The organism is Nostoc favosum CHAB5714 (genome assembly GCF_020829495.1).
Classification (GTDB): Bacteria; Cyanobacteriota; Cyanobacteriia; order Cyanobacteriales; family Nostocaceae; genus Nostoc; species Nostoc favosum.
In genome coordinates, this window is sequence record NZ_JAIVFQ010000027.1 from 1 (window position 1) to 20,624 (window position 20,624).

At 42.2% G+C, this 20,624-nt stretch carries 20 protein-coding genes; 11 read left to right on the top strand and 9 right to left on the bottom strand.

Annotated elements, in window-relative coordinates; genetic code table 11:
• The first annotated feature begins 424 nt into the window (after positions 1-424).
• The 4 genes from LC586_RS18430 to LC586_RS18445 all read left to right on the top strand — a co-directional run bounded on the left by LC586_RS18430 (position 425) and on the right by LC586_RS18445 (position 6,865).
• Positions 425-2,995: a GAF domain-containing protein gene (locus tag LC586_RS18430; protein ID WP_229486191.1), complete on the top strand. Its 2,571-nt coding sequence runs from the start codon at positions 425-427 to the stop codon at positions 2,993-2,995.
• A gap of 8 nt (positions 2,996-3,003) precedes the next feature.
• Positions 3,004-3,429: a response regulator gene (locus tag LC586_RS18435; RefSeq protein WP_229486247.1), complete on the top strand. Its 426-nt coding sequence runs from the start codon at positions 3,004-3,006 to the stop codon at positions 3,427-3,429.
• Between the two features lie 5 nt (positions 3,430-3,434).
• Positions 3,435-5,735, top strand: coding sequence for a hybrid sensor histidine kinase/response regulator (locus LC586_RS18440; protein ID WP_229486248.1), 2,301 nt, complete (start codon positions 3,435-3,437; stop codon positions 5,733-5,735).
• 218 nt (positions 5,736-5,953) lie between these two features.
• The gene (locus tag LC586_RS18445; protein WP_229486249.1) at positions 5,954-6,865 is read left to right on the top strand and encodes a hypothetical protein; all 912 of its coding nucleotides are present in this window, start codon (positions 5,954-5,956) and stop codon (positions 6,863-6,865) included.
• A gap of 111 nt (positions 6,866-6,976) precedes the next feature.
• On the opposite strand, the gene LC586_RS18450 is transcribed toward LC586_RS18445, so the two are convergent.
• The 4 genes from LC586_RS18450 to yidD form a co-directional block, all read right to left on the bottom strand.
• On the bottom strand, positions 6,977-7,228 hold the full coding sequence (locus tag LC586_RS18450; protein WP_229486192.1) for an AbrB/MazE/SpoVT family DNA-binding domain-containing protein: 252 nt from the start codon (positions 7,226-7,228) through the stop codon (positions 6,977-6,979).
• Between the two features lie 253 nt (positions 7,229-7,481).
• Entirely contained in the window at positions 7,482-8,573 is a 1,092-nt protein-coding gene (gene ychF, locus LC586_RS18455) for a redox-regulated ATPase YchF (protein WP_152588415.1), read from the bottom strand.
• A gap of 45 nt (positions 8,574-8,618) precedes the next feature.
• Positions 8,619-8,846, bottom strand: coding sequence for a hypothetical protein (locus LC586_RS18460; protein WP_196508711.1), 228 nt, complete (start codon positions 8,844-8,846; stop codon positions 8,619-8,621).
• A 198-nt stretch (positions 8,847-9,044) separates the two neighbouring features.
• Entirely contained in the window at positions 9,045-9,281 is a 237-nt protein-coding gene (gene yidD, locus LC586_RS18465; RefSeq protein WP_229486193.1) for a membrane protein insertion efficiency factor YidD, read from the bottom strand.
• Between the two features lie 61 nt (positions 9,282-9,342).
• Here yidD and LC586_RS18470 point away from each other — a divergent pair, with 61 nt between their 5' ends.
• The gene (locus LC586_RS18470) at positions 9,343-10,044 is read left to right on the top strand and encodes a diacylglycerol/polyprenol kinase family protein (protein ID WP_229486194.1); all 702 of its coding nucleotides are present in this window, start codon (positions 9,343-9,345) and stop codon (positions 10,042-10,044) included.
• Between the two features lie 396 nt (positions 10,045-10,440).
• Here the strand turns inward: LC586_RS18470 and LC586_RS18475 are convergent, their stop codons facing one another.
• On the bottom strand, positions 10,441-10,818 hold the full coding sequence (locus tag LC586_RS18475) for a hypothetical protein (RefSeq protein ID WP_229486195.1): 378 nt from the start codon (positions 10,816-10,818) through the stop codon (positions 10,441-10,443).
• 128 nt (positions 10,819-10,946) lie between these two features.
• Here LC586_RS18475 and LC586_RS18480 point away from each other — a divergent pair, with 128 nt between their 5' ends.
• Positions 10,947-11,126, top strand: a complete 180-nt coding sequence (locus LC586_RS18480) for a hypothetical protein (protein WP_229486196.1) — start codon at positions 10,947-10,949, stop codon at positions 11,124-11,126.
• Between the two features lie 98 nt (positions 11,127-11,224).
• Here LC586_RS18480 and LC586_RS18485 read toward each other — a convergent pair whose 3' ends face one another.
• Positions 11,225-12,124, bottom strand: a complete 900-nt coding sequence (locus tag LC586_RS18485) for an alpha/beta fold hydrolase (RefSeq protein WP_229486197.1) — start codon at positions 12,122-12,124, stop codon at positions 11,225-11,227.
• Positions 12,125-12,571: 447 nt separating this feature from the next.
• Here LC586_RS18485 and LC586_RS18490 point away from each other — a divergent pair, with 447 nt between their 5' ends.
• The 4 genes from LC586_RS18490 to LC586_RS18505 all read left to right on the top strand — a co-directional run bounded on the left by LC586_RS18490 (position 12,572) and on the right by LC586_RS18505 (position 15,720).
• Positions 12,572-13,126 (top strand): thioredoxin family protein, encoded by a 555-nt coding sequence (locus LC586_RS18490; RefSeq protein WP_229486198.1) that lies wholly within the window; start codon positions 12,572-12,574, stop codon positions 13,124-13,126.
• A 71-nt stretch (positions 13,127-13,197) separates the two neighbouring features.
• Entirely contained in the window at positions 13,198-13,926 is a 729-nt protein-coding gene (pyrH, locus tag LC586_RS18495; RefSeq protein WP_100898733.1) for a UMP kinase, read from the top strand.
• Entirely contained in the window at positions 13,913-14,461 is a 549-nt protein-coding gene (gene frr / locus LC586_RS18500) for a ribosome recycling factor (RefSeq protein ID WP_229486199.1), read from the top strand. Before pyrH ends, frr begins: the two co-directional genes overlap by 14 nt.
• Positions 14,462-14,598: 137 nt before the next feature.
• Positions 14,599-15,720 (top strand): geranylgeranyl reductase family protein, encoded by a 1,122-nt coding sequence (locus LC586_RS18505; protein WP_229486200.1) that lies wholly within the window; start codon positions 14,599-14,601, stop codon positions 15,718-15,720.
• 127 nt (positions 15,721-15,847) lie between these two features.
• Here the strand turns inward: LC586_RS18505 and LC586_RS18510 are convergent, their stop codons facing one another.
• Together LC586_RS18510 and LC586_RS18515 are read right to left on the bottom strand one after the other, a co-directional pair.
• Positions 15,848-16,717, bottom strand: a complete 870-nt coding sequence (locus LC586_RS18510) for a CPBP family intramembrane glutamic endopeptidase (protein WP_229486201.1) — start codon at positions 16,715-16,717, stop codon at positions 15,848-15,850.
• Positions 16,718-17,071: 354 nt separating this feature from the next.
• Positions 17,072-17,509, bottom strand: a complete 438-nt coding sequence (locus tag LC586_RS18515; RefSeq protein WP_094350106.1) for an AbrB family transcriptional regulator — start codon at positions 17,507-17,509, stop codon at positions 17,072-17,074.
• Positions 17,510-18,962: 1,453 nt separating this feature from the next.
• Here LC586_RS18515 and LC586_RS18520 point away from each other — a divergent pair.
• On the top strand, positions 18,963-19,967 hold the full coding sequence (locus tag LC586_RS18520) for a succinate dehydrogenase/fumarate reductase iron-sulfur subunit (RefSeq protein ID WP_229486250.1): 1,005 nt from the start codon (positions 18,963-18,965) through the stop codon (positions 19,965-19,967).
• Positions 19,968-20,045: 78 nt separating this feature from the next.
• Here the strand turns inward: LC586_RS18520 and LC586_RS18525 are convergent, their stop codons facing one another.
• On the bottom strand, positions 20,046-20,570 hold the full coding sequence (locus tag LC586_RS18525) for a TolB family protein (RefSeq protein ID WP_229486202.1): 525 nt from the start codon (positions 20,568-20,570) through the stop codon (positions 20,046-20,048).
• Positions 20,571-20,624 lie beyond the last annotated feature (54 nt).

Sequence of the window (20,624 nt, forward strand, 5' to 3'; positions counted from 1 at the left end):
ACGACCACCCGAATTCAATAAACGACCACCCGAATTCAATAAACGACCACCCGAATTCAATAAACGACCACCCGAATTCAATAAACGACCACCCGAATTCAATAAACGACCACCCGAATTCAATAAATGACCACCCGAATTCAATAAACGACCACCCGAATTCAATATATTTATTGCATAAATTCTCAAAACCTCACCCCAAACCTGATTTACTAAGGTTTTAGCTTTAGTTTTACCCCACCCTAACCATCACTGCGATTAAGTAGGTAATCTTTGGGATTTAAGAAGAAATTCGACTTGTGTGTACACGGTAGCCGCTTGCGGGGAAAAGACTAAGAATTATTACAAGAGGTTCAGCTATTCTTGAGATAGCCACTCTTTTCTTTTTACTCGATATTACATTTAAATTTATTAAGAAAAGTTAATGAAAGCTGGACAAATTGATACAGAAGTGGCAAGGCTAGAAGCCCTCCGTCAGTATCAAATTCTTGACACCGAACCGGAAGAAGCTTACGACAATCTTGCTCAGTTAGCAGCATTTATTTGTGGTACGCCCATATCCTTGGTAAATTTCATTGATGAAAACCGTCAATGGTTTAAGGCAAAAGTAGGTTTAAATGTATCAGAAATGCCCCGGTATATTGGGCTATCCTACCTTTGCCAAGAGCGGCGTAATGTCGTAGTGGTTCCTGATACCCTAGCTGATGAAAAATTAGCAAATAATGCGGTAGTAACTGGCTATCCCCATGTGCGGTTTTATGCAGGTGTACCCCTAATTACCCCGCAAGGAGATATGCTGGGAACTCTGTGTGTAATTGACCAAGTTCCACGGGAATTGAACCAAAAACAAGTAGAGGCGCTTGTGGCTTTGAGCCGCTTGGTAATCGACCAATTAGAACTCAGGCGTCATGTAAGTGAGGTATCTCAAGTTACCGAGAAGCTCGTGGCGTATGAGCAAGCTGCACACGCCGAGTCAGAATTGGCCAGAATCCGCATTGCTAATTTGCTCGAAAGCATCACTGATGCGTTTTTTGCCTTAGATAAAAAGTGGCGATTCACCTACATTAATGGTCAAGCAGAATTACTGTTGCAAAAAACCCAGAGTGAATTATTAGGTCAAAGCATCTGGGAGGTATTTCCAGAACTCATAGACACAACATTTCATTGTGAGTATCACAGAGCAATATTAGAACAGGTGAGTGTGGAATTTGAGGAGTTTTATCAGCCACTAAACTGCTGGCTTCAAGTCCACGCTTATCCTGCAAAAGACGGCTTGTCTGTATATTTTCAAGACATTACTGAACGACGGCGAACAGCAGAAGCACTACGAGAGAGTGAAGAACGCTGGCAATTAGCATTACATGGTAATAATGATGGTATTTGGGACTGGAACCTTAAAACTAATGAAGTGTTCTTCTCAACTCGGTGGAAGGAAATGCTCGGTTATAAAGACCACGAAGTTTCCAACGGTTGGAATGAATGGACAAAACTAATCCACCCGGATGAGCGAGATTGGGTACTTCAAGCTTTCCAAGACCACTTTGCCAAGAAAATACCGTTTTACGTCTGTGAATATCGAGTCCAATGCCAAGACGGCAGCTATAAATGGATTCTAGATCGAGGACAGGCACTTTGGGACGCATCGGGTGATATAGTGCGGATGGTAGGTTCCTATACTGATATCACAGATCGCAAGCAGGCAGATGAGGAATTAAAGCGGCAGAATTTGCGATCGCAATTATTTGCTGAAATCACTCTGAAAATTCGAGAATCTTTACAAATAGACGAAATCCTCCAAACCACAGTTACTGAAGTACAAAAACTACTACAAGCTGACCGAGTTTTAATTTTTCAACTAGAGTCTGATGGTTCGGGAACAGTAGTGCAAGAGGCGGTGCTACCTGGTTGGCCGGTAATTTTGGGAAGAAATATTTTTGACCCATGCTTTAAGGAAGAATACATAGAAAGATATCGCCAAGGAAGAGTCAGTGCCATTGAAGACGTTGAAACCGCTCACATTCAACCATGCCATCGAGAATTTCTTCAGCAGTTTGCTATCAAGGCTAACCTTGTAGTGCCAATTCTCGTTAGGGACAGCATTTGGGGCTTGTTGCTGGCTCATCAGTGTGCTGCACCTCGACGGTGGAATAACTTTGAGACGGAGTTGTTAAAGCAATTAGCTAACCAAATTGGGATTGCTTTATCTCAAGCGCAACTATTAGAAAAAGAAACCCAGCAAAGTCAGGAACTCGCTCGTTCTAATGCAGAATTGGAACAGTTTGCCTACGTAGCTTCCCATGACTTGCAAGAGCCATTGCGGATGGTAACGAGTTATTTACAACTACTAGAGCGAAGATACAAAAATCAACTAGATGCTAATGCCGATCAGTTTATCAACTACGCAGTAGATGGGGCCCGGCGGATGCAGACCCTAATCAATGATTTGTTAAATTATTCTCGCGTCAGCACCCGTGGACAGCCCTTTATGCGAGTAAATTGTAGCGTTGTCTTAGAACAGGCGATCGCTAATCTGCAAATTGCGATCGCTGACAGTAAAGCAATTATCACTCACGATCCTCTACCTGAAGTAATGGCTGATGCTACCCAATTGATACAAGTATTTCAAAACCTGATTGGCAATGCGATCAAATTTTGCCGTCATCAGCAGCCACAAATTCACATCGGCGTAGCGAAGCCAAATGCAAATCCAGACGGGGAAAGTTTAAATGTTATCCCGTCGGTAGATGAATGGTTGTTCTGGGTACGCGATAATGGTATTGGTTTGGAATCCCAGTATGCTGAACGTATTTTTATAATTTTTCAGCGATTGCACGGTAGAGATAAGTATCCGGGTACTGGAATTGGTCTGGCAATTTGTAAAAAAATTATAGAACGCCACGGCGGCCGGATCTGGGTTGAGTCGAAACTGGGTGAAGGCTCGACTTTCTACTTCACAATTCCAGATAGAGCAGGTAAGCAATCGTGGGCATCATAACACCGATTATGCCTATTGAGGTTTTGTTAGTAGAGGATAATCCTGGCGATGCCCAACTCACACGCATCGCTCTGGAAGATAGCAAAATTTCGATTCACTTGAATGTGGTCGAAGATGGGGTGGAGGCAATGGCATTCTTGCGAAAGCAGGACAAATACGTTAAAGTAGCCCATCCAGATATTGTGTTGCTCGATTTAAATCTCCCCAGAAAAGATGGGCGGGAAGTACTGGCAGAAATTAAAGGAGATGAAAACCTCAGACGAATTCCTGTAGTAATTTTGACGACTTCCCAAGCTGAAGAAGACATCCTCAAAGCCTATAATTTATGTGCAAACTGTTATATAACTAAGCCAGTAGATTTCGATCAATTCGTTAAAATTGTACAATCAATAGAAAATTTTTGGTTTGCGATCGTAAAACTGCCACCGGAGTAGTGGAAATGGCAGGTAAAAATATTAAAGTCTTATTAGTAGAAGATAACCCTGGCGATGTCTTCTTATTACAAGAGTTTTTAAAGGAAGTTACTACAGTTGTAGTTGATTTAATGCCCGTTGAGAGACTTTCGGAAGCACTCAACTACTTAGCTAAAGAACTTTTTGATGTAATTTTGTTAGACCTCTCGCTGCCAGATAGCCAGGGACTAGAAACCTTTGTCATCGCTCACCATCAAGCAAAAGCCACTCCGATAATTGTGCTAACGGGTATAAATGATGAAACCCTCCCAATTAGAGCAATGCAAGAAGGGGCGCAAGATTATTTGGTCAAAGGGCAAGTAACTGGCGACTTGCTGGTGCGCTCCATGCGTTATGCCATCGAACGGCAACGGGCAGACAACGCACTGCGACAGAGCGAGGAACGATTTCGGGTAGCCTTGAAAAACTCTCCCATCTTCGTCTACAACCAAGATTGCGAGTTACGGTACACCTGGGTTTACAATCCCTCCAATGGATTGACTGTTGAAGAAATGTTGGGCAAACAAGACTTGGATATTATCCCAGTTGAAGATGCTCAACGTCTCACCACAATTAAACGTGGAGTATTAACCACTGGCATAGGAACGCGAGAGGAAGTATCAATAACAATCAAAGATACAACTCGATATTACGATTTGACAGTTGAGCCATTGCGGAATGAGTCGCAAGAAGTTGTTGGCGTCACATGCGCCAGTATTGATATTAGCGAACGACAAGCCGCACTACGCGAACAGCAAGCTGCGCTACGCGATCGCAAATTGGCAGAAGAAAAAATCCGCGAACAAGCAGCATTACTTGATGTCACCACAGATGCCATTTGCCTGCGAGATTTAAACAATGAAATTATCTTCTGGAACAAAGGCGCAGAAACACTTTACGGTTGGAAAGCTACAGAGGCTTGGGGCCAAAATGCTAGTGAGCTTTTGTATGACGAATTTTCACCAGAAATCGAAGCAGCTCTTTTACAAGTTGTTAGTAAAGGAAAGTGGCAGGGAGAGTTAACTAAACTTACCAAAACTGACAAGGAAATCCTTGTTGCTAGTCGCTGGAGTCTGGTGTGCGATGAACAAGGGAAACCCAAATCAATTCTCACCGTTGACACAGATATTACCGAGAAAAAACACCTAGAAGCCCAATTGTTTCGCGCCCAACGCCTGGAAAGTATTGGCACTTTAGCTAGCGGCATTGCTCACGACCTCAACAATATCCTGACACCGATTTTGGCAGGAGCGCAATTGTTACCACTCAAATTTCCTAATGCAGATGAGCGAACTCGCCATCTACTAGAAATTTTGGAAATTAACGCTAGACGCGGTGCTGATTTAGTCAAACAGGTGCTGTCCTTTGCGCGGGGTGTAGAAGGGAAGCGCATCACTTTGCAACTCAGACATCTGATTGTGGAACTAGCCAAGATTCTCAAAGAGACATTTCCCAAATCTATAGAAATCAGCACTGATGTACCGCAGGATTTGTGGATGGTTTCTGGAGATAGCACACAACTGCATCAAGTGCTGATGAACCTCTGCGTTAACGCCCGCGATGCTATGGGCAATGGCGGTAGTTTGACTATCTCTGCTGAGAATTTGCTGATTGACGAAAATTATGCTCGCATGAACCTGGAAGCCAAAGAGGGGCCTTACACAGTGATTACTGTCTCCGATACTGGAACTGGGATTCCTAGAGAAATCTTAGATAGAATTTTCGAGCCATTCTTTACCACAAAAGATGTGGGGCAAGGAACAGGGTTAGGACTTTCCACCGTGCTGGGGATAGTTAAAAGCCACGGAGGTTTTGTGGACGTGTATAGCGAACCAGGAAGTGGGACTAGCTTTAAGGTTTACTTGCCAGCAGTGGGGGGAATGGAAACATTTACTCCAGAAGAATTGCCACCACAGACAGGACATGGAGAATTGATTTTAGTTGTGGATGATGAAACTGCCATTCAAGAGATTACGAGAACATCACTAGAAGCTCACAACTATAAAACCCTAATTGCCAGTGATGGCATTGAGGCGATCGCGCTGTACGCTAAAAATAGGGACAAAATTAGTGCTGTACTAATGGATATTATGCTGCCCTCGCTAGATGGTTTAACAGCCATCCGTACCCTACGAAAAATCAACCCCCACGTCAGAATTATTGCCAGCAGTGGACTTATGTCTGACAATAAGCTCAGTGCAGTAGCTGCTATTGGTGTCAATACGTTTTTGTCGAAGCCTTATACTGTTAACGAATTATTGCTTTCTTTACATAAAGTACTATCGTAACTCAATTAATTACGTAAATATACTGTCATTTGTAAGTACAATAGGCTGCTTTATTGATGTGGGTGCAAATTGCTTGGATTTGATATGATTGAGCATCGCATCGGTTAAGGCACTTCTCTTACCGATACTGGGAACTAGGTACTGGGGACTGGGAAGAGTTTTCCTAACCCAATGCCCAATGCCCAATGCCCAATGCCCCATGCCCAATTCCTTATACTATGCCTCGGTTTCTTAGGTTAATCATCAATATAGTAGTCTTAAGTGCATTGTTACTTATATCACAGCAAGTTTGGGCGCAAGTTTGGCGTCCGGTTCGCGGTGGTATCCCTTTCGGTATCAGTGGTATGGCTTTGATAGAGCAACAAAGCAATACGCTAGATTTTCTGATTGCCCATGACAACAAACAAAAAAACCAAGGTCGTTTAGCAATCATCAGCATTAAGAGTAAAAACCAACCTGAATATTTCCCATTAAGCTGGCCAAATAACATAGAATTGCCCATCGACTTAGAAGCTTTAACATCTGTTCCAGAAAAAACAAAGTTCTCTTTTATCGCTTTAAGCAGTTCTGGAAAAGCTTATTACATTAGGTTAGAGCCTGCCAATAAGACCATCTCTATTATCAAGGAATTCAATTTACCAGGAATTATTCAAGGAAATAATTTTGAATCATTTGGATTGCAAAATATAGACGGCAAATTAGTTGCTATCTGGGGACATAGAGGTGAAGGAGAACAACCAGCAACTATTTTTTGGGGAATGTTTGACTTAGCTAAATATCAAATTACTCTCGCAGGTTATGCCAATCTAAAAGTACCGTTTCCATCTGGCAAAGTTCGTCATATTTCAGATATTAAGGTAGACCCCGTAGGAATTGTATATATCACCTCAGCAAGTGATGCTGGAGATGATGGCCCATTTCAGTCAGCTGTGTATGTCGCTGGTTACCTGGGATTGCGTGGTAACAAAATTGCATGGCGGCAAAATCCTCAACTTGTTCCCCTCTACCGCTCTAATTACCACAAAATTGAAGGTATGGAACTTATTTCCGGTGCAGAAGGCGGTGTGATTGTTGGTACAGATGATGAGAATTTGGGTTCCTATATATACATTGTGGGTGGAAGTAGCTGAACTATCTCCAATGATTATGAGAATAGGCGGACATTCTGTCTGCCTAACCACTTTTAACTTGTTGAGGGTGCGATCGCACTTCTAAATTTAAATAAAATTAGTTTTATAAAATTAATGTTTCGAGCTATCTTCATTCCCCACAGCGTTTCCAGTTTCAAATTCCGAATGGAATTTATCAGGAGTCATACCTTCAAGCAACTCATCAAGGGTATACTTTTTTCTTTTTTGTGGTGTAATTATAATATTATTACCTTCCACACTAAGGTCTATAGCTGTCCCTTCCGTTACATGTGCTTGTTCAGCTACCGCTCTTGGAATCCGAATAGCTAAACTATTTCCCCATTTAGCAACAACTGCGGTCATAGCTATCTCCAAAAATTTTGTTAGCGATCTACACGCCCGAACTTTAGATTTTTGGAGTGAAACACTTTTAAAAATTTTTCTAAAGTATATGCATTGAAGATACATGTTTGATTAGCGGCTGTCAACGTCCCCTTGTAGCTTTATTTGCGATCGCCTAGCAACTTCCTTAAGGAGTATCAAGGGTTACAGTGCGATCGCAACTTGGTTTAGGTTGACCATTATCTTATCGATAACGCCCACTCATTAATTACCCCTACACATTAAATCTGAACAACATTACATCCCCTTCCTGCACAACATACTCTTTCCCTTCACTGCGAACCAACCCTTTCTCCTTGGCAGCATTCATCGAACCTGTTGTTACCAAATCTTTATAAGCGACAGTTTCGGCGCGAATAAATCCCCGCTCAAAATCACTGTGAATTACACCGGCAGCTTGAGGTGCAGACATTCCAGCATTAATTGTCCAAGCGCGGGTTTCTTTGGGGCCACAAGTGAAATATGTCCGCAAGCCTAGAAGCATATAAGTTGCCCGAATCAGTGATTTCAAACCGCCTTCTTCCACACCTAAAGACGCGAGGAAATCTGCTTTATCTTCCTCTGGTAATTCCACTAATTCAGCTTCAACTTGAGCCGAAACTATCACAACTTGGGCATTTTCAGTTGCTGCAATTTGCCGCACTGTTTCGACAAAATGATTACCAGTCGCCAATTCATCCTCAGATACATTCGCGGCGTAGATAATCGGTTTATAAGTGAGCAGTTCTAATCCTTTAATAATTTCTGTTTCTTCTTCATTCAAGCTTACCTGACGCACCGATTTACCTTCATTTAAAGCCGCAGCTAATTTTTCTAAGACTGTGATTTCAAACTGTGCATCTTTGCTGGTACGAGCTTGTTTGCGAGTGCGGTCAATTCGCCGCTCAATTTGTGCTAAATCTGATAAACCCAGTTCTATATTAATGATTTCAATATCTCGTGCTGGGTCAACAGAACCAGCAACGTGGATAATATCGTCATTTTCAAAACAACGTACCACATGGACGATCGCATCAACTTCCCGGATGTGGGACAGGAATTGATTTCCTAATCCCTCACCCTGACTTGCACCTTTAACTAAACCGGCAATATCTACAAATTCAACCCGCGCCGGGATAGTTTGTGCCGAACTGGCAATCTTAGCAAGAACATTTAACCGTTCATCCGGTACTGCGACAACGCCGACATTCGGTTCAATCGTGCAAAAAGGGAAGTTAGCTGCTTCAGCTTTGGCATTAGCAACTACAGCATTAAATAAAGTAGATTTTCCGACGTTGGGAAGTCCGACAATTCCGGCTCTTAGCATTTTGGATTTTAGATTTGAGATTTTGGATTACATTACCAAGTTAATCTAAACAGGTTCCGGTATGGTTTGAGGAATCGGCCCTGGAACCGTCTGAGGAATGGGAGCAGGTACTGGTTCTGGTACAGGCCCCGGTAACGGTTGAGGAATCGCTGGCCCTGGTACAGGTTCGGGACTAGGTAGCGGATTCGGCTCAGGATTGGGACTAGGTAGTGGACTTGGGCCAGGAGTAGGAATTTGTGGTTCGGGTATAGAAATCGCTGTGGGATTAATCATGGTAAATCTAAATTAAATTATTCAACCTTCCCACGCTAGATGACAACCTCATCTGTTGACATCTCCCCAAATAGCTATACCCACGAACACATCCTTTAATAATCTACCCCTCTTCTCATTCTCTGCGTCCCTCCGCGCTTCCCTTTGCGCCCCTCTGCGTTTAAAATCCAACCTCAATCCGCCACCATTTGTACTAAACTACTCCCCCTCCACCTTTTCTACCACCTCTGGCACTGGATCATAACCACCTGGATGAAACGGATGACAGCGCAAAATCCGCCGAGTTGCCATCCACCCACCACGCAACACTCCAAATCGTTCAATAGCTTCAATAGCATACATCGAACAAGTTGGTTGAAAGCGACAAGTTGGGAGAAACAACGGCGAGATAAACATTCGGTAGCCCCGAATCAGCCAAATAAATAATAATTTCATTGCAGCTACCCAAATCTTATAAATTAGTAACAGGGGTAAAAATTTTCATTTTGTTGCATCTTTGTTAATTACATTTTCTGACTTCACCTCAATTCCGGTTTTATGGCTGCAAATTGCGATAGCTGCAATTTGGGTGTTACTCATCCTCCTGATTGCATGGGTGGTAAACCGCTTTGCCGACAAGCCAGAAATCGTGCGGAAGATAGTTCATATTGGCACTGGTAATGTGATTTTAATCGCTTGGTGGCTAGATATTCCCGCAAGCGTAGGGATTACAGCTTCTATTTTAGCGAGTGCAATCACCTTATTATCCTACCGATTGCCCATTCTTCCTGGTATTAATAGCGTTGGACGCCAAAGTTTAGGGACGTTTTTTTACTCTGTCAGTTTCGGTATTTTAGTTGCCTGGTTCTGGTACTTGCAACAACCCCAGTACGCAGCATTAGGAATTTTGATCATGACTTGGGGAGATGGACTAGCAGCCTTAATTGGGCAACGCTTTGGGAAACATAAGTATAAAGTTTTTGGGACAGAAAAAAGTTGGGAAGGCTCCCTAACTATGATGATCGTTAGCTATGTCGTCAGTAGTTTGATTTTAGTTGGAACTCAAGGAAACAGTTGGCAAACTTGGGCAGTATCACTGTTAGTAGCAGTTATCGCTACGGCTTTAGAAGCTGTTTCATTTTTGGGTATTGACAATTTGACAGTTCCCTTGGGCAGTGCAGCCCTTGCTTTCTTTTTATGTCAGTTAGTTTTGAGTTAGTAATTGCCTTGAGTACTATTCCTAACGCTCTTTTATTACTCTGAAAAAATAAAATATTTGTAGGTTGGGTTGAACAAAGTGAAACCCAACAGAATCAAGGATTCTTGGTGTTGGGTTTCGTGACTCAACCCAACCTACCCCTAGATTTATAAAAACTAATAGACAACAAAGGTTTCTGATTTTTATCTCGTGAGAGTCATAGAAGAGTGCTAATTGAGCAAATAAAAGACAGTGCCAAAAATTCATCGTTAGTTAATAAATATTGTGCTTCTCAGTTGAGTCCAATACGGGTAGGTAAGTTTATAGAAAGGACTTTAGTCCTTATTTTATAAGCACTAAAGTCCTTACTACAAACACTCAAAACTAACTTAGACATGTACTAGGTGCGAAACTGATTTACTGGTTTAGCAGTCCGATCGCCATTTCAAGGTGCATCTTAGCCTTGTGCAAGTTAAGCAGGCTCTCTTGGTCGTATCTGTCAGGGTAGCTCATAGCCTTTCCCTCCATTGTTACCTTAATCAGGGCTGCTTGCTCATCTGTGGGTGAATTCATCTCATCTACCACACCTTCAAGGAATTGAATAACGCTAAAGCCTGGTGACTTCAACCCTCTTCCCTGCCTTATTTGAGCGAGTGCTATCTGTGGGAATGCCATCAAGGTAACAATCCAACTGGTCTTGTACCCTCCGTTCCCAGTAGGCTTCAATCCGTAACGCCTACACAAGTCTCTCAACTCAGCAATGGTTTTGATTTCGAGTTCTGACCTTGTGAACATAAAATAGAGTTACCCATTTGTAAAAGTGGTATCGGTGAGTTACAAGTTTTCCAGGCAAGTACTCACCGATTAATAACTCTATTCCGTTGTTAACATCGACTTCAAGCTATATTTACGTTTATACATAAATGGCTAAAGCTAAGGGTAAACCTGAAAATTTTGGAAACCAACCAAGCAAGGAATTAACCGAACAATTAAACTTTCGAGTCACCAAGGAAATGAAGGAAGAGGTAAAGGCTAAGGACGACCCTCCTGAGTTCTGTCGCCAAGCTATCCAAAAAGCACTGAATGAAGATAGGGAGAAGTAGTTAAAAGTTATTGTTTTCGTATCGGCTCAATCAATAAAAAATAAATCTTTTTGAATATATTCAATATCACCCATTACTTAAAAATTGAGCCGAGTCCATTACCGCGATCGCTCCAAAATCCAATCGAGTAAAATCGGATTGACTAACTCCGGCGCTTCATCCTGCGGACAATGCCCTACTCCTTCTAAAGGAATAAACTTTTCTACTTGCGGAAAGTTAGCTAATTCTCTCCCTAACTTAATTGGTTCCCACGGATCAGCCGTTCCCCACAAGATAATCGCAGGACATGCTAACAGTGGTAAAAGGTCTTCAGGTAGTGGCCCTGTGGAATAAGAAGTAAAAGCAAGGAAAACAGCGACAGCCCCCGGATCGCTTGCTGGTGAAGTGAGAATATCTACCAACTCATCTGTCACCATCTCAGCATTCGCATAAGCTTGCAGTAGAATTTTCCGCACCGTTTTCGGTTTGGCGAGTTGATTGAAAAAGAAATCGCCAACTGGTTTAATAGATAACAGACGTTGTAGCACAGGCGCTCCGAAACGACGAGATAAAGGTAAAGTTACCCGTTTGCGATCGTGCAACAGCCGTAAAGAACAGTTGAGCAAAGCAACTCCCAAGGCAATATCTGGGTTGCTTACTGCTGCTTGCATGGCTACAATACAGCCAATAGAATTTCCGACTAAAAAAGCTGGCTCACCCACTACTTCGCGGCAAAAATCTGCCACTTGCTGTCCCCAAGTTTCTAGTGTATAGGCAATTTTTTCACCAGGTTGAGGTTTTGCGGAAGCACCAAAACCAATCAAATCGATCGCATAAACACGGCAACTTTGTGCTAACACAGGAATATTCTTTTGCCAATGCCACCAAGAAGCGCCAAATCCATGCACAAGGACAACAGCTGGCCCAGTGCTTCCTTGGGTTTGATAGCAGATAGGAAAATCTTGCCAAATCCAGGTTTTTGTAGAGGTAAGTGCTGTTTTTGAACTTGAGGTTGTCATGGTAAATTTGATGATAGAAGGGTAAAAGCCTTTCAGCAGCAAGACGCAAATAAAATTGTTTTAGATTTGAATAAAATTTATCAGATTTTCAAACTAAATCCTTTGCTCTAGTGATAGCTTAGACAGACACCACGAAAACTTCTAGGCTGATAGTTTTATCCAGCATAGAGAGTTTCCGTCTTGTTGATAGAGGTAATTTACTCACAATTTAGATTATGTCAGTATTAGAAATCATAACTTCTATAATGTGAGTAATATTTTCGCTATTTTTTAGATGTGAGTGAATTAGGATCACTGCTAGATTCAGTAGTTTCACAATTTACGATCGCAAATTTGGTATATAACATTGTCGAATATGAGGCATCGGCTAAGGGGTGGTTTGCAACTGGAAACTGACGCTGAATTTAACAATATTTTTCTTGTTCCTAGTTCTGCGAGCCAGAAATCATGAATCTACTAGAAACAATCGATACTCCCGTTGGGAGCTATGCACCCGATTTTGAACTGCCAGGAATTGATGATCAAGTACACCATCTCAGGCGTTATCTTGAGAAGTTCCAAGCAGTGGGCGTTATTTCCATGTGTAACCACTGTCCTTATGTAGAGTGGTACATAGACAGGTTAAAAAACATTCAAACCAAATTTGCCCCGAAAGGCTTCACATTAATTGGTATGAATGGTAGTGATGGTAATCACGGCACTAGGACAAGCTTTGAAAATATGAAAGCTTTTGCCCAGCGTCAGGATTTGAACTTTCCTTACCTGTGGGACTCGACGCAAGATGTAACCCGGAGTTTTGGTGCTACAAAAACACCAATGGCATTTTTAATAGATAGTAATGGTATAGTACGATACAAAGGTAAAATTGACGATCATCCCCAAGATCCATTATCGGTGGGAGAGGATTATTTGAGAACTGCGATCGCTTCTCTGTTTCTTGGTCAAGAAATAGATATACCAGAAACAGAACCAATAGGTACTACATTGATTTGGCGTAACTAGACATAGATAGTCCCTGTAACTGCTATCTTAAATTGGAGGCAATTGCAACTTTTTTGATAAAGCGGAACTTCATGGGAACGAATTACCGACGGGTTTTACTCAAACTGAGCGGTGAAGCCTTAATGGGCAACATGGGCTATGGTATTGATCCCGAAGTGGTCAAAGGCATAGCACAAGAATTAGCAGAGGTGATAGCCACTGGTACTCAAATCGCCATAGTTGTTGGCGGCGGCAATATTTTTCGTGGCGTTAAAGCAGCGTCGGCGGGGATGGACAGGGCAACCGCTGACTATATTGGGATGATTGCCACGGTAATGAACGCCATGACGCTGCAAGATTCGCTAGAACGCATAGGAGTACAGACGCGGGTGCAAACTGCGATCGCTATGCAAGAATTAGCAGAACCGTATATCCGTCGTCGTGCCATCCGCCATCTTGAAAAAGGGCGGGTGGTAATTTTTGGTGCTGGTTCTGGAAATCCCTTCTTTACTACAGATACTACTGCGGCATTAAGAGCCGCAGAAATTGATGCAGAAGTGATTTTTAAAGCCACCAAAGTAGACGGAGTGTATGATGCTGATCCTCACATTTATCCTGACGCCAAGCGTTACAATAGCCTTACCTACGCGCACGTTTTAGCGAAAGATTTGCGGGTGATGGATAGTACTGCGATCGCCTTGTGTAAAGAAAATAATATCCCAATTCTGGTATTTGACCTAACGGTGCGAGGTAACATCCACCGAGCAGTCTTGGGAGAATCGATCGGTACCCTTGTGGGAGGTTCTTGTGATATTAGCTGACGCGAAAAGTAAAATGCAAAGTTCTGTTGATTCAACTCAACGAGCTTTTAACACGATTCGCACTGGTCGCGCCAATGCGAGTCTATTAGATAAGGTATTAGTGGACTACTACGGTTCGCCCACGTCCTTAAAATCACTGGCAAATATTAGCACGCCAGATGCCTCGACAATTCTGATTCAGCCCTACGAGCGTAATACCCTAAACATTGTTGAGAAGGCGATTTCCCTCTCAGATGTAGGTTTAACCCCCAGCAACGATGGTTCTGTAATTCGGCTGAATATTCCGCCTTTGACAAGCGATCGCCGTAAAGAATTTGTCAAAATGGCATCTAAATATGCTGAAGAGGGTCGTGTTGCTATTCGCAACATCCGCCGCGATGCCATAGACGCGATTCGCAAGCAGGAGAAAGCCGCTGAAATCTCCAAAGATGAATCAAAAGACCAACAAGATAGCTTGCAAAAACTGACAAACGAGTACACTGCCAAAATAGACTCACTTTTGGCAGAAAAAGAAAAGGACATCTCGACTGTTTAAAGTCTAAAGTCTGAAGCATAAAGGCTGAAGGATGATGGTTAAATTCTTCAGCCTTTATCATTTATTAGGGTTTTTAACAAAAATTGATCAACTATCTCAATAGAAAATCACTAGTTCAGGAGCAAAAATTCAGCCTTATGTACGACTGCATCATCGTCGGCGCTGGGCCAGCTGGTGGAACAGCTGCATATCATTTAGCCAAACAAGGTCGCTCAGTATTAGTGTTAGAAAAAGAATCCCTACCAAGATATAAGCCTTGTGGGGGTGGTGTATCTCCAGCGATCGCTCAATGGTTTGACTTTGATTTTAGCCCAGCGATTTCTGTAAAAGCCGACTCCCTTCGCTTTACCTGGAAATTGGGCGACCCTGTGGAAGCAAAAATCGCAACAATTGAACCAGTCTGGATGGTGCGACGAGATATTTTTGACCATTTTCTCGTGCAGCAAGGGCAGAAGCAAGGGGCTGAACTACGAGATAATACTGAAGTCACGGGTATTGAGTTTCAAAGCGACTATTGGCAAGTTAACACAGCCAATGGGCCAGTTACAGGTCGCTACTTAATCGCGGCTGATGGTGTCAAGGGACCAATGGCAAAATGGCTAGGCTTCAAAGACCGTAAACGCCGTTTAGCAGGAGCTTTGGAAGCAGAAGTTCTCGCAGATGTCAAGGACAAATCCACAATTCACTTCGAGTTTGGCTTAGTGAAAAATGGTTACATGTGGAACTTTCCGAAGGCGGACGGTTATTCAATTGGTGTCGGTACGTTTATCGGTGGACAACCTCAAGACTTTAAAAAGATTTTAGATGAGTACGCGCGATCGTTTGATCTAGATATCAAAACTAGCAAGCAGTATGGTTATCCCCTTTGCTTGTGGGATGGCAACCAACAGTTGCATACTCAAAATGCGGTTTTGGCTGGGGAAGCTGCTTGTGTAGTTGATCCCATGACAGCAGAAGGCATTCGTCCGTCAATTTTTAGCGGTTTGATGGCAGCAGGAGCCATTAATCAGGCTCTTTCTGGTGATACCAACGCTTTAGAAAAATATAGTGAAGCCATTAATGAAGAATGGGGTACTGAGATGGCTTGGGCGCAAAAATTAGGTGGAGCATTCTATCGCTTTCCTGGCATTGGCTACAAAGTTGGTGTTAAGCGCCCCTCGGGTGCCCAAATCATGGGTAAGATTCTATGTGGAGAACTACGCTATGGCGACGTTGCCGGTCGCGCTCTCAAGCGTTTAATTCCTGGTTTTGGAGGTTAAATATTAGGGATTAGGTAACGAATTTCTAGTGGACAAGACGTACACCCCAAAAAAAATTAATCATCTCTTGTGGGGTGGGCGTCTCGCCCGCCCTATTTTCACTTTATTTTTGAATTGTTAATTATGGTTAAAAATACCTAGAGAAAAGCCAGATAATCACACCAGTTCCCAATACACAAATAATTCCCGCCAAACCAGCTAGGGGTTTTTTGTTCTTACCTGTGAACCAATCAGAGACTTTACCTGTATAAGTAATTAATTCTGCTGTGTCTATGGTAGCGATCGCCCATATCCATCCCGCGTGCAGTCCCCAAGCTAAACCCAAATTATTGCGATCGGCAAAGCGTGCCAACACCAGCACTATTCCCATCAGCCACAATCCAGGGAGTTGAGGTGCGGTTTCGCGTTGCTCCCAAACTAGGTGTAGCAAGGCAAATATCAAGCTAGAAATTGCTGCTGCTACCCAAACGGAATAATCTTGTGCTAATTCAGTAAACAGGAAACCGCGAAAAACTAACTCTTCTATCCCACCGACTAATAACGCTATCAAGAAAATCGGTAGCAAGATGGGTAGTAGTAACTTGAAATTCGTCTTTTCAAAAGAACACCAACCTAATCCGAATTGCCCACTAAATACAAAAGCTAGGCTCATCACTCCCAAAGCAAAACCTAGTGCTAAAGAACCAAGAGTTGAAAGATTCCCAACAAAGCCGTAATCGGAAAAAGATTTATTGGTAAGCCAAGTAACTCCCCATAGAATTAGGGGAGCTAATAGATAGAGTGACACCAATAACGGCATCTTTTGCTCTGGCTGCAAAGCTTTAGGGGGTTGCCAATTGAGCAATATTGCTGATACTGTTGCCACTGGCAACCAGCAAACTATCCAAAAAATAAAAAATGCCATCACTACAACTAGTGCTGGTGCATTTTCCATAAACGCCAGTAAAGCGTTGACAGGAGACTCAAAGTAAGTTATCAAAATAAACAAAAAAAACACGATAGACTTCTTGCACTATAGATTTCTTGCTGATTAATCAAGACTCTACTAAATTTGGTGACTTTTGCAAGGGGTCTAATCGTATTCTTCACTTGTGACAAAATTTTCTTCTAAATAGAGCTACTAGTACATCTCGGCGTAAATAAGCTACCCATTTGAAACGTCTAAAACCCTTATGCAATGGTAATTACGAATTACGTTAGCGAAGCGGTAGCGATAGCGCAGCGTTAGCGAGTCATCGAGCGTCGGAACGAGCGTCATTACGAATTACGAATTACGCGAAGCGGTACTAGTTTGCTGTCGAGGTAAGGACAAGTTATCATCACCTGAAACTTATCCCTACCATCAGCAAATTTACTCTTCGTCTTCCAAATCTTCGTCCGATTCGTCGGAGTCTATATCTTGTGAGGTTAGTTTTTTGTCACTTTCACCGAGTTGAATCAGGTGAATATGTTTGTATCCCAACCTAATTTCAAACTCATCTCCAGCCTTTAAGCCCATTGCTTTGGTATATGTGGCACCAATCACAATCTGACCATTTTGATGGACACTAACGCGATATGTCGGTTCACGACCACGACCATCTTTAGGTGCTTCTGGACTTAGAGGAATCCCTCTAGCCGATAGCAAAGCGTCATAAAAATCAGTGAGATTGACACGAACCTGGTTATTCTTAGTAACAGTGTAATAGCCGCACTGTTTAGCTCTTTCTCGGCGTGGTAAAGTGGAAAGTTCTTTTACTTTAGCAAGTAGTGCTTTTCCGGTTAATGGCGCTGTTGCAGTTTCAGTCATTATGCTCAAATTATCCTTACTCTCTCCAAACTGATAAATGATGTAGTCAAATGCTGGCATTTGGCTTTTTAGCATTTGCATAGAGCTACTTAGGACTCTAGTGTAACGGGTCAATTCCTGCCGATAGGAGCCAAAAGCACTTCTATATATGGTTGTCCACAACCAATTAGAGGTCATAGTTGCCATAGAAATTCATTTTGCTGATTTCACGGCACTTTTAACCATTATTCGCCATCAGAAATGAAATTATTTTCTCTTTTGGCGCTACTGTAGCGGTGTAACTTTCAGCCACCTTTACAAATTGGGTTAATTCTACTCCAAATAAGTCGTAGATCCCAAAAAATGCAGGTTTTCCACTTCTAGTGCTTGCCCTTTTGGCCAATGAGCAGGTAGAGTTTTCTCTACTCGTCCTCTTAAGCTTAGGACAGCATAGTATTTCAATAGAGTCCTATGGGCATAAGCCCTTTCGTCCTGCCAGTAGAGACGCGAATTTTCTTGTCTCTACATTACGAATCAACAAAGCAGTAGTAGCCGCGCTGATACGGCTATTTATTCTGTTTTGTGTCTTCGTAATTTTATATTAAATACTAGCATGGACTAATAATAGCAAAATAGTTGTTTAATTTTGAATTAAAGTTGCTGGTAAATTTTTATTTAAATTCCTGGACTTAAAGCTTAGAAAAAGCAGTGAGGATTTTCCTAACCCTTTATTACAAGCGTGAGTATTGCCATCTGCCTTTTATAAAAATTTATCTAATTTAGACGAGCAGTTTTGACCAATGTGTTAAATTCAAGATTTTCTTGATTGAGAGGAGGCAAAAATCTAAAAGTCTCACGCATCCGGGATTCCCGGTACAATAACTTTTATTTTAAAGTGGTGAGGATTTTTCCTCAGTTTATTATCTTTTGCTCAAAAGCAGTCAGATAATTTTGTACGTCTGTCTATGGGAAGAATAAATCTCTTAACATATACCTAACGCTTGATTGCCACTACTATATATTGAACATGCCCTTTTACACTTATATATAATCAAAAAATTCCGTCAAGCGGTAGCTTCTGCTAAATTTTCTAGTTAGTTGCTCTGACTCAAGTTGACATCAAGACGTGTCGCTAACCTGACATGCATTTAATTGGGATATGATCGCTAGGTCAGAGATGAAGGTAAACTGCTCTTTCCTTTACATTCCTAAACAGGTAAATTCAATGCAAAGCTATGATTACATTTTTGGCGTTTTATCTGAGAATTTGACACAAATCTTGCCTATAGCGCTGCTACAAGTAAAGTTTGAATGGTTATCGTTAAACTAGAATCAGTCGCTCTTTCATAGTCAGCCTATTAACACCAGGCTTTGAATGAACAGCAAAAAAGTATAGCTCACTTTTCAGAACTACCTGCCTTGACTCATGATTTTTGAGGCTGGTGAAGCAATTTTAAAATTTTGGTTAGTCGTCATGGAAGTTATTTTTAAGATCATTCGACAGCAACAAAATTCCTCCCCTGTTGTGCAAACCTACCTTATAGAGGCAGAACCAGGTAATACAATTCTGGATTGCCTCAATCATATTAAGTGGGAGCAAGATGGAACTTTGGCGTTTCGCAAAAATTGCCGTAATACAATTTGTGGTAGCTGTGCTATGCGAATTAATGGGCGTTCGGCTTTAGCTTGTAAAGAAAATGTTGGCAGTGAACTTGCCAGATTACAACAAATACCATCATCCCAAACTAAAGTAAATCCCATTCCCGAAATCACGATCGCTCCTTTGGGGAATATGCCTGTGATTAAAGATTTGGTTGTAGATATGAGCAGCTTCTGGAATAATCTAGAAGCAGTTGCTCCTTATGTGAGTACGGCAGCACGACAAGTACCAGAAAGAGAGTTTTTGCAAACACCACAAGAGCGATCGCGCCTCGATCAAACTGGTAACTGTATTATGTGTGGTGCTTGTTACTCTGAATGCAACGCCCGTGAAGTTGATCCAAACTTTGTTGGCCCCCATGCCCTTGCCAAAGCTTACCGGATGGTAGCAGACTCCCGCGATAGCGACACTGAAAATCGTTTAGCAAGCTACAACGAAGGTACTAAAGGCGTATGGGGTTGTACCCGTTGTTTGTACTGCGATTCAGTTTGTCCAATGGAAGTTGCACCATTAGAACAAATTACCAAAATTAAACAAGAAATTCTCACCCACAAACAAGCCAGTGATAGTCGCTCAATTCGTCACCGAAAAGTATTGGTGGATTTAGTTAAAGAAGGTGGTTGGATTGATGAACGTCAATTTGGTTTACAAGTTGTTGGTAACTATTTTAAGGATTTAAGAGGATTACTCAGTCTTGCACCCCTCGGTTTGCGGACGATCCTCCGGGGTAAGTTTCCCCTATCATTTGAACCTTCTGAAGGGACGGAACAAGTGCGATCGCTCATTGAATCTGTGCAACAGGTAGAAAACAAAAGTTAGGAGAGGCGATTAATCGCGTCTGTACAGGAGTTAGGAATTTTAACTTCTAACTCCTAACTCATAACTCCTAACTCTATTTCAACGTGGTTCTTGAGGTATATTCAATGGCTGTCCATAACGGTCGTATACTAAAACATCCCACTGCCCGTTGTTACTGGATTCAAAAGCAATCCTACTACCATCAGCGCTAATTGTAGGGTTGCGGACTTCAGATTGTAGGTTATTAGTCAAATTTCGGGATTGGCGTGTTTCCCTGTCGTAGAGAAAAATAGCCGATCGCCCCTGACGGCTAGCACCAAACACAACATAACGACCATCTTGTGAAACGCTAGGATGAGTTGCGATCGCATCAAAGGAATTTAAACCTGGCAAATCAACCAAATCACGAGTCACCGTATCAAACATATAAACATCTTGGCTACCGCGTCGGTCAGTAATAAAAACAATGTATCTCCCAGAAATCTGGGGGTTTAATTCCGACGCTAAACTATTGAGACTCCGCCCCCCCGGATCAAAGGGATAACTCAAAAGGCGAGGGTAGCCAAAACACCCAGTCAATAAACTTAAGGATAAAAAAACAGGTATAAAAAAAACACGTTTCATATAATTTAGTCATTAGTCATTAGTCATTAGTCATTAGTCATTAGTCTCCTAACT